Below are 13147 nucleotides of genomic sequence, written 5' to 3'. Positions count from 1 at the left end.
CGGCTTCAGATTTCGAGAAATTCCAGATATCGCTGACGCGACAACTCGAGTAAGGCGTTTTTGTAATCGGACATCATCCCGTCGAGCGTGAGCGTCTCGACGCTCAGCAGTCTTTCGATGCACCGGCTGATGTCTTCGACACTCATCGGATTGTCGACCGAAGTCAGACGTACGTATTCGTGATCCTCGAGCCCGTCGAGAAACAGCGGTCCGCGCACACATGGCGTGCCGACCGACATGGCTTCGAGATCGACCATCGGATGGCAGTCGATCGTCGTGACGTTCAGCACGAGGTCCATCGACGCCATCATCTCGAGCATGCCGGTGTGATCTCGGTAAGCCACCTTAGTCAGCTTCGGCGCCAGCCATTTCGGCAAGTCGAAGTCCTTCGCCACGACATGGATCCTGCCGATTCGGTCGACGCACTGCGCCGCCAGCACATTGGTCGCGAGGTTCTTGCGCAAGTCGTTCCACGAAGGCGCGAGCGCGTGACAGTCCTCGCGTCGCGGCGAGCGGCGCGCAACCGTGCGGTTCGAAAACAGCGGCGGCATGTTGACGAGTTGCGGCGCGAAGTTTCGCTCTCCGACGATGGGCCCGAGACCCCGCCGTATCGCGCTGAAACGCCGGACCTTGCCTTCCCGCGCCATTTGGATGGCGCGGTGCGCGAAGCGGCGCTCGTCCTCCCAGACCCATTGAGTCGTCGTGCCGTGCCACACGAGGTATTGCGCATCGAAGCCGACTCGCGCAAGCGCGAGCGACAGCGCGTACATCGGGTCCGAGATGCCGTGCAGCACGAGCTTGCGAATGTCATGCTGCCGAAGCAGCGCCACGATGCGTTCGATATCGGCAACCGGAATGCCTTGAGCCGACGGAATCGAGAGCTTCCAGCCGGGCAAAGCGCCGACGGCCGAGCGCATGCCCACCCAATCCTGATGGAACACGTGGCAGACCTGAGCGAAGCGCGAATCCGGATTGGCATAGATTGTGTCGCGCGCGGCTTGCCACTCGAAGGACTGCTCGGGAGGAAACGCGCGCGTGAAACTCTTTTGAGCGAGATCATCGCCCGTTTGCGGGACCACGTGAATGGCCTGCGACTGGGCATGCACCTGCGCGAGCGTCTGCTGGATGTGCGCGCGCAATTGCTGAACGCTCCTGAGCGTATCGCGCTCGGCGCTTATCTCATCGATGACGCGTTGCCGCTCATCGAGCGCGCGCCCCTGTTGCTCGATGAGGCGCGCCTGCATAACATGCGCTTCCGCGACATCGTGCAGACGTGCCTCGGCTTCGGCGGCATCGCGATGTTCCAGTTCGCTCTGGAGTCCCTTCAACGCCACATGCAAGCGCGGAATGCTTGCAAGCAGGCGCTCTTCGTCGCCGAGCAGACGCGCCGCGCCGTCGCCTTCGATGAGCGTCACCGCGCGCTGCGCGCCGCGCACGGTCCGCACGAGATAGATGTCATGATCCGGAATGCGTCCGCGGATGACCTCGACGTCGTACTCCCTCGCGAGATCGCCGGCGTAATCGTGCAGCCAACATCCGCCGTGCCAGTTGTTCTCCTTGAGTTCGAACGGCACGAGCTGGTTCTCGATCAGCAGAAGGTATCCGTCCGGGCGAAGCAACGAAGCCATCTCGGACAAGACCCGCGCGGCCGCTTCGCGTGCATTGTGGATCAGCACGGACACCGTGAACACGATATCGAAGCGCCGGTCCGCAAACGCCTCTCGCGGATTCGGCGCCACGCGCACACGGCCGGCGACCGGCTCGAGACTCGCGGGTGGAGCATCGAGCAGTTCCTTCGCCATCGTGGCGGAGAAATCGTAGCCGTAGTAGACGACGAACGGGCAGTCGGCGAGCACGCGCGCCATGCGTCCGAATCCGCAGCCGACGTCCAGCACTTCGACCGGCCTGCCGAGACGCTCGCTGCATTGCTTCAGATGCGCAACGAGCCAGGCTTCCTGCTCGCGATAGTTCGTGTTGCCTTGTTCGCTACGCCACTCTTGCTGACGCCGATAGGCTTCACCGTCCTGGCTCCGCCAGTAGTCCTCGTTCTTGCGTGACATACCGATAATCCTGATGCGGAGCGCACCTGCTTGCCGAAGGTTGCGCGCTCCCTGTGTTCCCGGGCAAAGCGGCCCTTGAGTTACCTGCGTTACGCTCCTCGGCGCGTCGCCCGCATCGTGCGAGCGGCATTGACCAGCCGTTTCAAAGGCGCGTAAAGCCAGTCCGGAAGGCGATCCAGTTGCGCGCGCGCCGCAAGCGCTGCCTGCACGAACGCACTGTTGTCATAGCTCGCGAGCCGTGCCCGCAAATGATCGACGGACTCGCCATGTCCGATGCCGCTCACGGCGCCTTCCAGCACGAACAACGGGAGTCGATTGTCGCCGATCTTCAGTTCCTTCCCGTGTAAAACATCGTGATAAAACAAACGCATGCGCTGCAATGCCGACTCGCTGTGGATCATGGAGTCTTGTCGCCGGCGATAATGAAAATGCACAGCGTTGGTCACGATGAACCGATGGCGCGTCATCACGGCGCGCACGTACAGTTCCCAATCCTCGTACGCGTGCAATGACTCGTTGTATTGCAGCGAGCGCAGAAGCGCCGTGCGCGCCATCAGCGTCGCGGTCGAAAAACGGTTGATGAAAAGTCCCGACGCGCGCGCTTCGCCGACGAAGGTCATATAGCGCGGCTGCGCGTCGCCTCCCGGGCGATCGTCGAAATAGGCCGTCTGCGGCACCACGAAGGAGAAGTCCGGATTACGCTGCAACGCCCTCGCCGCGATGCCTATGAAACGACGCTCGATGAGATCGTCCGCATCCAGCGTCAAAGCGTACTCTCCTCGCGCATGCGACACCGCGACGTTGCGCGCACCCGCCAGTCCGACGTTGTGCTGGAGTTTCACGACGCGTACGCGAGAATCACCGCTCGTCTGCCATCGCGCAATGACGTCGATGCTCGCCGGGTCGGTCGAAGCATCGTCCACGATCACGACTTCCAGCCGATCATGGTCCGAGTCCAACGCACTCCTGACGGTGTCATTCAGATACGCGCCGAGGTTGTAATGCGGGATGAGCACGCTGACCAAAGGCTCGGCGACCGGGCCGCGCTGCGTGTTCGCGCGCGCGGCCGTACACGTCGACTCCCAGGAGGGTGGCGAGGACGGGCCGGAAGAAACGGGCTGAAGGGCCTGCTTGATCGAGAAAGCGCGTGTCAACGCGCGGCTCAGCCCGTTCGCGCCGCCATCGAACTTCACACAATTCACCGCATCGATCCATGCGGACTCCCGCGAAAACGCCGGATTGGATTCATTTACGATGCAGAGCGCACCCGACATGGAGGCTTCGAACGCAGCGAGGCAAAACGATTCGAACGAGCCTGGAAATACGCACACCGAACAGGCGATGAGCCTCGCGCGCTGCTCGGGCGTTGCATCCTGGATAAAACTGAACCGATCGGCGAGATCGGGCGGCACGAGGCGCTTGACCACGTCGAGATAGTCGACGTCCTGAGCGATCGCGGCCAGCACGATCCTCCCCGCATAGGCGGGGTTGGCTTTCAGAAACTCGCAGCATCCGCGAACGAAAACGTCGGGGCGCTTGATGCGCTGAATCTTCGACGAGAAAACGATCGGGGTCGCCGACTGCGCAACGACCGACGCCAGGGCGGGCGCACCGTGCTCGAGCCTCACCGGCGGCGGATCGATGCGCAGGCGCGGCAGCCACTCGGAATCGGGGAAATCGAAGAAGCGCTGCATCCAGCGCGCGGTGGCGGGGACTTGGCCGATCAGCAGATCGCAGTCCGCAAGCGCCTTGCGTTCGAGGTCATAGAGGATCAGCGAGGCCTGATCGACAGGCTTGGACTCCGTCGCGCTCAGTACGCTGTCGGAGGTATGCAGCCTGACAGCCAGGGTCGTATCCTGGAACGCGAGGCCGAGCCGCTTCTCCTGCAACGATGCGAACGCCACGGCGCCCCAGTCGGAAAACTCGACATATTCCAGCGGGCCGTGCTCGTTCGCCAGCCGCTTGAGCGCCCGCATCGCGCGAACCGATTCGGCATGCAGCGGATGCGTGGAAAACTGATCCGCGGGCGGATAGTGGAAACCGTCTGTATCCGACTCGACATACGACGACGGCGACGCATCGATCAGCACGGCCCCCGGATACCGCTCGCGAAAACCGGTCTCGTCGAGCGGCTGCGCAAGGTAGACGACCGCGAATTCGTGACCGCCCCGCACGCCGGCATGCGTGTCGAGCAGATTCGCGATGGCGCGGCCGATCCCGCCAGCGGTAAACGGATAAAGCTCGCGGGTGACGAACACCTTCAGGCCGGCCATGCGCGCTCCGATCTATTTCTGTCGTGATTGAGGGCGGGTCAGCCGCTCAGACCCGCCGCACGTCCTTCACCGTGCCATGCTCCAGCTCGACGATCACGTTGCACAGATCCTGGATGATCTGCGCATTGTGAGACGCCAGCACGAGGATGTCGGCCTTCCCGACGAACTCCTGCATATGCTTTTCGGCCTTCTGAATGAACGAGGCATCGCCCACGCTCAGCCACTCGTCCATGAGCAGGATATCGGCATGCACGCTCGTGACGATCGCAAACGCGAGCCGCAGCACCATGCCGCTCGAATAGGTGCGAACCGGCATGTTCAGATAGTCGCCGAGCTCGGAAAAGTCGGCGATGGCAGGCGTGAGCCTCGTCATCTCCGCCTTCGACGCGCCGAGAATGAGCCCGCGCAGGACGATGTTCTCGTATCCGGTTGCTTCGTAGTCGAGGCCGAGCGTCAGGTCGAGCAGGCTCGTCACGCGTCCTTCGCAGAAAAACGAGCCGGCACTTGGTTCATAGATGCCTGCGAGCAGGCGCAGAAGCGTCGTCTTGCCCGCGCCGTTATGACCGACGAGACCCAGGCGATCCCCTGCCCTGACGTCCAGGCTCACATCGCGCAGCGCCTCGACGACCGTTAGCTTTCGGCTATCGGCCGCGATGCGGCCACCGGTGGCCTTCGAGAGCATCATCTGTTTGAGCGACCGATTGCTCGCGCCGTAGACTGGCAAGTTCAGACTGCAGTTTTCGAGTTTGAGAAACGCCATGAGCTAGATCCAGAACGCGATGCGAGAACGGAAGCGGATGAACAGCGGAATCGCGATCACATAAAGAATCAGCGTCGTGACGCCGGCGCCGATATAAACGTGCGGATTGAGCCCCTCGCCGTACAGTGGCGCGCGCACGAGCTGGACGAACATGTAGAGCGGGTTCCAGTCGGCCACATAAGCCCGGTGACCGAGCGCGCTCGGCTTCCAGAAGATCGGCGTCAGGAAGAAGGTCAGCTGCACGACGCTGCCGATGATCGGCTGCATATCGCGAAAACGCGCGCAGAAGATGCCAAAAATGATGTTGAGCGGCACGGCGGCGATCACGATGATGAGCAAGCCGGGAATCGCCATCAGCCATTCGACGCGTGGAGCGAGCTTGAGGAAAAGCATCACCGGCAAGTAAGCCAGAATGTTGTGGCCGAAGAACAGTATGTTCCGGTACACCGTGCGGAAAACGTGCAAGGTCATCGGCAGGCGCACCGATCTCACGATGCTGTCCGAACCGATGAAGACGATACAGCCGTCGAGAATGAGCGTCGAAATGAGGCCCCAGGTGATGATGCCGAGCGCGAGGTAAGGGACGAATTCTTCCGTGCTGATATTGAGGAGCGCGCCGTAGAGCGGACCCATACCGGCGATCGTCACGATCATCGTCAGCGTGATCCAGAACGGACCGAGCACGGAGCGCCGGTAGCGCTGGCGGATATCCTGCCAGGCTAGCGTCGACCAGACCGGATAAGAGCGAATGCCATCGAGCACATCGCGGGCAGCGAGGACAGCTCTCGTCTCGCCGCCTCGTACCGAAATTCTTGGTTGCATCGTGTAATTTGAACCTTTTGATTCCAGGTAGTGATCAGCGGTGGGCCTAGGCGGCCGCTGCGCCGGGCGGCGGTTCTGCCCGCGAGCGGAACCGTACCGAACCGTTTGGAACGCGGCCTGCGCCGCTTGACCGGGCCGCGCCAGGGCGGGGCTATTCCGAATATCGAGGCAGTATTGTAATGGTCGCGCCCCGAAGTTCCAACGTGCGCCCGGAGACGCAAGCCGCCCGAAAGGCCGCTCGCGCTGACGGAACAATCAGACCGCCCGTCCATCGGCAGGTTCATCCCGTTACTTTTGGGTGCATCGGTTGCAGGCACCGCCCCCTGCGGACCGGGCGCGCCCGTCCGATATAATCCGGAACCGGCTTTCCACCGCACCGGCCTCTCAACCACGGCCTCCGGCATCCTGAATGACTCTACAGCCCCCGCGCGACGTACCGCCGTCCCCGCAAAATACCGACGAAACCGCGCAGGAGCGTGATTCCCGCTTCGCCTCGGATGCCGGGCGCATCGCGGCGCTCGAAGCGACGGTCGCCGACCTCCAGCGCCAGCTGGCCTCGTCTGGGCGCGCAGATTCGGCCAGCGATAATCAGCAGCAAACCATCGCGTTGCTCGAAGCCGAACTGACCGCGCTGCGCACCTCGATGTCCTGGCGCGTCACAGCGCCGCTGCGCGCCGCGTCGGTGCGGGCGCAACAGGCAAACAGGTCTTTCGAATCGGCTGCGCGCGCCATCCGGATGCGTGGCGGTCTGCGCTCGGCGCTCGCGCATTACTACGCGATCTGGCGCAAGGAAGGCATCGACGGCATCGTGCGGCGCGGACGCCGCATCCTGGCGAGCGAGCAGTTCGAGGACAGCCCCGAAGCCTACACGCGCTGGATCGCGCAGCACGACACGATCGACGACGCGAAACGCGAAATCCTCCGCGCACAGGCGCGCGCTCTGCCAAGGCAGCCGCTGATTTCCGTTCTCGTTCCGACCTACAACAGCGACATTGCGCTTCTGCGCGCGATGATCGAATCGGTGCAGGCGCAGGTGTATCCGCACTGGGAGCTGTGCATCGCCGACGACGCATCGCCGCACCCCGAGGTCATCGCGACGCTGCGGGAATGCGCCGCGGGCGATGCGCGCATCAAGATCGCGTTGCGCGAGCAGAACGGCCACATTTCGGAGGCGAGCAACAGCGCGCTCGCGCTCGCGACGGGCACGTTCGTCGCCCTGCTCGATCACGACGACATCCTGCCCGAACACGCGCTCCATCAGATCGCCGTGGCCATCAACGCGAATCCCCGCGCACGCCTCTTTTACAGCGACGAGGACAAACTCACGCCCGATGGGCAGCGCAGCGCTCCGTACTTCAAGAGCGACTGGAACCCGGAACTGTTCCTCGTACAGAATCTGTTCTCTCATCTCGGCGTCTACGAAACCGCGCTCGTGCGGAGGGCCGGCGGCTTTCGCAAGGGCTTCGAAGGCAGTCAGGATCACGATCTGGCGCTGCGCTGCATCGAGATCGCCGGGCACGATGCCGTCCATCACATTCCGCACGTGCTCTATCACTGGCGCATTGTTCCGGGCAGCACGGCAGGCGCCGGCACGGAAAAGCCCTATGCGCTCACGGCCGGCATCCGTGCAGTCGAGGAGCATCTGGCACGCGCCGGCGTGCGCGCGACGGTCGGCCAGCTCGCGAGCGATATCGGCATTCTGCGCGTGCGCTATGCGCCGCCTTCGCCCGCGGCGCTCGTTTCCATCGTCATTCCGACGCGCGACGGCGTCGACTTGCTGCGCCAGTGCATCGAGAGCGTTTTCGCCAAGAGCACGTATCCGAACTTCGAGATCATCGTGGTCGACAACGGCAGCGTGAAGCCCGAGACGCTTGCCTATTTCGATACGCTGCGCGCGCGGCCGAACGTGCGCGTGGTTCGCGACGACCGCCCGTTCAACTTTTCAGCGCTCAACAACGCGGCCGTCGCGCTCGCCCAGGGCGAATTCGTCTGCCTGCTGAACAACGACATCGAAGTGATCACGCCCGACTGGCTCGAAGAACTCGTGTCGATTGCCGCGCAGCCGGGCAACGGCGCGGTCGGCGCGTGTCTCTGGTATCCCAACGATACCTTGCAGCACGGCGGCGTCGTGCTGGGCCTGGGCGGCATCGCGGGGCATATGCACTACAAGATGCGGCGCGGCACCTTCGGGTATTTCGGGCGCGCGGTCGCCATGCAGAATCTCTCCGTCGTGACGGCAGCCTGCCTCGTGATCCGCAAGTCGATTTACGAGGAAGTCGGCGGCCTCGACGAGCAATTCGCCGTCGCCTTCAACGATGTCGATTTCTGCATCCGCGTGCGCGAAGCGGGTTATCGCAACGTGTGGACGCCGCACGCGGAACTCTATCATCACGAATCGGCGACGCGTGGCTCGGACATGGCGCCGGAAAAATTCCAGCGCTTCCAGCGCGAAGTGCGTCAGATGGAAGCCCGTTGGGGCGACGCCCTGTTGCGCGATCCCGCCTACAACCCCAATCTCTCGCTCGACACCTCGAAGCACCCGTTTGCGCTCGCCGACGAACCGCGCATCGGGCAATTCGACTGAGCAAGCCTGGCTCACGTTCAGGCCAACGGGCCGAGGCGCCCGATCAACCCGTGCCACAAGCCGCGTAGCGACATCTTCACGTGCGTGCGGCCATCGGGGACGAAGCACGCGTAGATCACGAGGCGCACAGGCAGCTTGATCAGCTCCGTGGATTTCCACGTGCATGGCACGTAGCCGCGCTTGAGCAACGCGACGGCATTCCGGAACAGGTAGTAGTGCCGCACGGGACTGTGCATCGGATAATTTCGCCCGAATGCGCGGACGGGCTCTTCGCCGAGTTCGTGCGTCATGCTGATCCAGGGCACGCCCAGCACGCGAAAACCTCGCGATTTCGCGCGAATGCACCACTCGGTATCGACGAAATCGATGAAAAGCGCATCGTCCATCGGGCCGATCTCGCGCCAGCACGCGAGATTCACGCAGGAACCGGAACTTATCAGAAAGTCCACATCGAGCGGCACGTCGCCCGCCGGCATCACGCGCTGGAGCTTGAAGTATCCGAAACGCACGAACGGCGCAAGCCCGCGCAGACGCGCATCTTCATACGCCGGTCCGACGAGCGCCACCCGCTCGCGACGCGCAATGCACGCGCGCATCACGTTCGCCAGCCCGCCGATGAGATCGAGCGTCGATTCGCTGTCCTGGTCGAACAGCATGGCGAATTCGAAGCTGTCCGCGATCAGCCGCTCGATGCCCTGATTGAGCGCCGTGGCGATGCCGACATTCGCGTAGTTCGGCAGATACACGATGGAAGGGTCGAGCGACGCCCTGATGCGTTCGCTTTCCTCACGCGCGGGCGTGTTGTCGACGACGACGCATCGGCACCAGCGCGCAAGCCGGTTCGCCCTGTCGATGCAACTCGAATCGGGGTTGTAGAAAACGACGACGGCGCCGAGCCGATCGAGGCTCGCTTCGTCTGCCCGATGCGGCACGTTCAGCGCGACGCCAGGCACAGCGCGAGCGCTTCGCGCCAGTCCGGCGCGACCAGGCCGAACACGCGGGCCAGCTTCGCGCCGTCAAGCCGCGAGTTCAACGGGCGGCGTGCGGGCGTCGGATACTCCGACGACGGAATCGGAATCACACGCGGCGCACGCTCGACCTGCGCATCGGCAAAGATCGCGTCCGCGAAACCGGCCCACGATGTCGAGCCGCCCGCCGTGAGATGGTAGATGCCGCTCTTTTCGCGTGCCCAATCGGCCAGACCCGCTTCGTTCGCGACACCCTGCGCGATGACCGATGCGGTCAGCATGGCGATCGTGGCCGACCAGGTCGGTGCGCCGATTTGATCGGCGACGACGCGCAATTCGTCGCGCTCGCGCGCGAGCTTGAGCATCGTCAGAAGAAAGTTGCGGCCGCGCAGACCATAGACCCAGCTCGTCCGGAACACCAGATGCGATGCGCCCGAAGCGGCGATCGCCTGCTCGCCCTCGAGCTTGGTCGCCCCGTAGGCGTTTTGCGGGTCGGTCGCGTCGTCTTCGCGAAAGGCATGCGTTCCCGCGCCGTCGAACACGTAATCGGTTGAATAATGCACGAGCAAGGCATCGAGGCGCTTCGCTTCTTCGGCGAGGACCGCGGGCGCATGCACGTTGATCGCGCGCGCGGCAGCACCATCGCTTTCGGCCTGATCGACCGCCGTGTACGCAGCGGGATTCACGATCACGTCCGGCTTGAGCGACTGAAGGCACGCGCGGATACCGGCCGGATCGGCGAGATCGAGCGCGGCACGATCCAGCGCGACGATGCGGCCGAGTCCTTGCAGCGAACGCCGCAATTCGAAGCCCACCTGCCCATTCACACCCGTGACGAGAATCGTGCGTTGCGCGCGCTCGGTCATGACTTTCTCTGCATTCAAGCGAACACCTCGGCTTCCGACAAGCGCTTGCCCGCCGCATCCTTTGCCGCGAGCATCGGCTCGAAATCGATCGGCCATTCGATGCCGATTTCCGGATCGTTCCACACGATGCTGCGCTCGTGTTCCTGGTACCAGTAATCGGTGGTCTTGTAGAGAAACTGCGCGGACTGCGACAACACGACGAAACCATGCGCGAAACCCGGCGGCACCCACAATTGCCGATGATTCTCCTCCGACAGATTCACGCCCACCCACTTGCCGAAGTTCGGCGAGCTTTTGCGGATATCCACGGCGACATCGAACACTTCGCCCTCCACCACGCGAACAAGTTTGCCCTGTGCGTGCTGGATCTGATAATGCAGCCCGCGCAACACGCCCTTCGCCGAACGGGAATGATTGTCCTGCAAGAACTCGACGCTTCCTTCCACGCGCTCCGCGAATTCGCGCGCGTTGAAGCTCTCGTAGAAGAAACCGCGCGCGTCGCCGAACACCTTCGGTTCGATGATCTTGACTTCGGGCAGAGCGGTAGCGGTTACCTGGATGGCCATGCGACTTGATCCTTTGGAAGATTGAGCAAGTACTGTCCGTACCCGTTTTTGGCCAGCGGTCGCGCGAGTTCGAGCAACTGCTCGTCGCCGATCCAGCGCCTGCGGTACGCGATCTCTTCAGGACACGCCACGACCAACCCTTGCCGCTTCTGCAATGTCGCGATGAACGTCGCCGCTTCGATCAGCGAATCGTGAGTGCCGGTGTCGAGCCACGCATACCCGCGCCCCATGATCTCGACGTCCAGCTTCTTCAGCGCGAGATAACGCGAGTTCACGTCTGTGATTTCGAGTTCGCCGCGCGCCGATGGTTTGATGTCGGCGGCGATGTCGCAGACCTGATTGTCGTAGAAATACAGCCCCGTCACCGCGTAGTTCGAGCGCGGCTTCGCGGGCTTCTCCTCGATCGACAGCGCGCGAAACTGCCGATCGAACTCGACCACGCCGTAGCGTTCGGGATCGTGCACGTGATAGGCGAAGACCGTGGCGCCGTCCGTGCGGGTATTGGCGGCTTCCAGTTGCTTGGCAAGATCGTGACCGTAGAAGATGTTATCGCCGAGAATCAGCGCCGACGGCTCATTGCCGACGAACTCCCGTCCAATGATGAACGCCTGCGCGAGCCCGTCCGGCGACGGCTGTACCGCGTATTGAATATTCATGCCCCACTGGTTGCCGTCGCCGAGCATCGACTCGAAGCGAGGCGTGTCCTGCGGCGTCGAGATCACGAGCACGTCACGAATGCCCGCGATCATCAGCGTGGACAGCGGGTAGTAGATCATCGGCTTGTCGTAGACCGGCAGCAGTTGTTTCGACACTGCATGCGTGATCGGATACAGCCGCGTGCCGGACCCCCCGGCCAGAATGATGCCTTTGCGCGCCATGATCAGCCCCTCACGCGCGCTGCGCGTAGTTTGTCTCGACCCATTTCCGGTATTCGCCGGAAGCCACTTCCTCCGCCCACGCCTCATTGTCCAGATACCACTGAACCGTCTTCGCGAGACCGGTCTCGAACGTTTCGGCCGGTTTCCAACCGAGCTCGCGTTCGAGCTTGCGCGCATCGATCGCGTAGCGGCGATCGTGGCCCGGACGGTCCTTCACATAAGTGATCTGATCGCGATACGAGCCGCTCGACTTCGGCTTCGCCTTGTCCAGCAGGTCACACAGCGTGTGCACTACCTCCAGGTTCTTTTTCTCGTTCCAGCCGCCGACGTTGTAGGTCTCGCCGGGCGTGCCGCGCGCAAGCACTTCGCTGATCGCGGAGCAGTGGTCGCCCACGTACAGCCAGTCGCGCACGTTCTGGCCATCGCCGTAGACTGGCAGCGGTTTGCCCGAGAGCGCGTTGGCGATCATCAGCGGAATCAGCTTTTCGGGGAACTGGTACGGCCCGTAGTTGTTCGAGCAATTGGTGGTCAGCACCGGCAGGCCGTACGTGTGATGATACGCGCGCACGAGATGATCGGAGCCGGCTTTGGTCGCCGAGTACGGACTGTTCGGTGCGTAAGGTGTGGTTTCGGAGAATTGTGGGTCGATTGCGGAGAGCGAGCCGAACACTTCGTCCGTCGAGACGTGCAGAAAGCGGAATGCCTGCTTCTCGTCTTCGTGCAGCTTGCTCCAGTACATCCGCGCGGCTTCGAGCAGCGTGAACGTGCCGACGACGTTCGTCTGCACGAACTCAGCGGGCCCGTGGATTGAACGGTCGACGTGGCTCTCGGCCGCGAAGTGCAAGACCGCACGCGGCTTGTGATTCGCGAGCAACGCGTCGATGGCGGCGCGGTCGCAGATGTCCGCGCGCGCGAACACATGACGGTCGTCATCCTTGAGCGACTTGAGCGTCCCCAGATTACCCGCGTACGTCAGCTTGTCGACGTTGAGCACGGGTTCATCCGAAGCTTTGAGCCAATCCAGAACAAAATTGGCGCCGATAAAACCGGCGCCTCCCGTCACGAGAATCATGAATATCCCTTTGAATTGCCTGCACACAGACTCCACCGCGGACTTGTCTGACCAGAGAGTGCGCCAACGCGCTCGAGCGCACCATGGTTTCCGGTGTCCCCCGGTCAACCTCTAAGTATAAAGCCAACCCATGCAGATGCCACACGCATAACAACTTGATACAGCCTGCGACTTATGTTGGACGCGTTGCGAATGTGTAACTGCCACCCGTATTTGTTTGAGCAAAACGGCAATTCAACGTCTGTTCCATAATGCGCGCATATTCCACATTTGAGCCGGCTGCGCCGCTTCTCATTTC

Annotated in this window: 10 protein-coding genes; 1 reads left to right on the top strand and 9 read right to left on the bottom strand. The window is 62.7% G+C overall.

Features of this window, described 5'->3' with window-relative positions; genetic code table 11:
- Window positions 1-5: 5 nt before the first annotated feature.
- From PQR08_RS07420 to PQR08_RS07405, 4 genes are all read right to left on the bottom strand, one after another.
- Window positions 6-2060: a methyltransferase domain-containing protein gene (locus tag PQR08_RS07420; RefSeq protein ID WP_408161196.1), complete on the bottom strand. Its 2055-nt coding sequence runs from the start codon at window positions 2058-2060 to the stop codon at window positions 6-8.
- 89 nt (window positions 2061-2149) lie between these two features.
- On the bottom strand, window positions 2150-4333 hold the full coding sequence (locus tag PQR08_RS07415) for a glycosyltransferase (RefSeq protein WP_408161195.1): 2184 nt from the start codon (window positions 4331-4333) through the stop codon (window positions 2150-2152).
- Window positions 4334-4379: 46 nt separating this feature from the next.
- Window positions 4380-5093 (bottom strand): ABC transporter ATP-binding protein, encoded by a 714-nt coding sequence (locus tag PQR08_RS07410; protein ID WP_250477004.1) that lies wholly within the window; start codon window positions 5091-5093, stop codon window positions 4380-4382.
- 3 nt (window positions 5094-5096) lie between these two features.
- A complete protein-coding gene (locus PQR08_RS07405; RefSeq protein WP_162066855.1) occupies window positions 5097-5915 on the bottom strand; it encodes an ABC transporter permease in 819 nt (272 codons plus the stop codon).
- A 409-nt stretch (window positions 5916-6324) separates the two neighbouring features.
- On the opposite strand from PQR08_RS07405, the gene PQR08_RS07400 reads away from it, so the two are divergent.
- Window positions 6325-8499, top strand: a complete 2175-nt coding sequence (locus PQR08_RS07400) for a glycosyltransferase family 2 protein (protein WP_408161194.1) — start codon at window positions 6325-6327, stop codon at window positions 8497-8499.
- A 17-nt stretch (window positions 8500-8516) separates the two neighbouring features.
- On the opposite strand, the gene PQR08_RS07395 is transcribed toward PQR08_RS07400, so the two are convergent.
- Genes PQR08_RS07395 through rfbB form a run of 5 tightly spaced genes read right to left on the bottom strand, consistent with a single transcriptional unit; the run spans window position 8517 to window position 12849 of the window.
- Window positions 8517-9431 carry a glycosyltransferase family 2 protein gene (locus PQR08_RS07395; protein WP_408161193.1) on the bottom strand — a complete coding sequence of 305 codons (915 nt, stop codon included), beginning with the start codon at window positions 9429-9431 and terminating at the stop codon, window positions 8517-8519.
- A gap of 2 nt (window positions 9432-9433) precedes the next feature.
- Window positions 9434-10333 carry a dTDP-4-dehydrorhamnose reductase gene (gene rfbD / locus PQR08_RS07390; RefSeq protein WP_408161240.1) on the bottom strand — a complete coding sequence of 300 codons (900 nt, stop codon included), beginning with the start codon at window positions 10331-10333 and terminating at the stop codon, window positions 9434-9436.
- Between the two features lie 14 nt (window positions 10334-10347).
- Complete coding sequence (gene rfbC, locus PQR08_RS07385; RefSeq protein ID WP_408161192.1) at window positions 10348-10899, bottom strand: dTDP-4-dehydrorhamnose 3,5-epimerase; 552 nt, start codon at window positions 10897-10899, stop codon at window positions 10348-10350.
- Entirely contained in the window at window positions 10884-11777 is an 894-nt protein-coding gene (gene rfbA / locus PQR08_RS07380) for a glucose-1-phosphate thymidylyltransferase RfbA (protein ID WP_408161191.1), read from the bottom strand. Before rfbA ends, rfbC begins: the two co-directional genes overlap by 16 nt.
- Window positions 11778-11787: 10 nt before the next feature.
- Window positions 11788-12849, bottom strand: a complete 1062-nt coding sequence (gene rfbB / locus PQR08_RS07375; RefSeq protein WP_408161190.1) for a dTDP-glucose 4,6-dehydratase — start codon at window positions 12847-12849, stop codon at window positions 11788-11790.
- Window positions 12850-13147 lie beyond the last annotated feature (298 nt).

The organism is Caballeronia jiangsuensis (genome assembly GCF_046030135.1).
In the GTDB taxonomy this organism is placed as follows: domain Bacteria; phylum Pseudomonadota; class Gammaproteobacteria; order Burkholderiales; family Burkholderiaceae; genus Caballeronia; species Caballeronia jiangsuensis.
Note: the sequence above shows the minus strand (reverse complement) of the source record. Positions and strands in the feature narration are given on the sequence as shown.

Bases quoted from the DNA above. Each gene is read 5' to 3' on its own strand.
- PQR08_RS07420 (WP_408161196.1), bottom strand. From the start codon at position 2,060: ATGTCACGCAAGAACGAGGACTACTGGCGGAGCCAGGACGGTGAAGCC.
- PQR08_RS07415 (WP_408161195.1), bottom strand. From the start codon at position 4,333: ATGGCCGGCCTGAAGGTGTTCGTCACCCGCGAGCTTTATCCGTTTACC.
- PQR08_RS07410 (WP_250477004.1), bottom strand. From the start codon at position 5,093: ATGGCGTTTCTCAAACTCGAAAACTGCAGTCTGAACTTGCCAGTCTAC.
- PQR08_RS07405 (WP_162066855.1), bottom strand. From the start codon at position 5,915: ATGCAACCAAGAATTTCGGTACGAGGCGGCGAGACGAGAGCTGTCCTC.
- PQR08_RS07400 (WP_408161194.1), top strand. From the start codon at position 6,325: ATGACTCTACAGCCCCCGCGCGACGTACCGCCGTCCCCGCAAAATACC.
- rfbD (WP_408161240.1), bottom strand. From the start codon at position 10,333: ATGACCGAGCGCGCGCAACGCACGATTCTCGTCACGGGTGTGAATGGG.
- rfbC (WP_408161192.1), bottom strand. From the start codon at position 10,899: ATGGCCATCCAGGTAACCGCTACCGCTCTGCCCGAAGTCAAGATCATC.
- rfbA (WP_408161191.1), bottom strand. From the start codon at position 11,777: ATGGCGCGCAAAGGCATCATTCTGGCCGGGGGGTCCGGCACGCGGCTG.
- rfbB (WP_408161190.1), bottom strand. From the start codon at position 12,849: ATGATTCTCGTGACGGGAGGCGCCGGTTTTATCGGCGCCAATTTTGTT.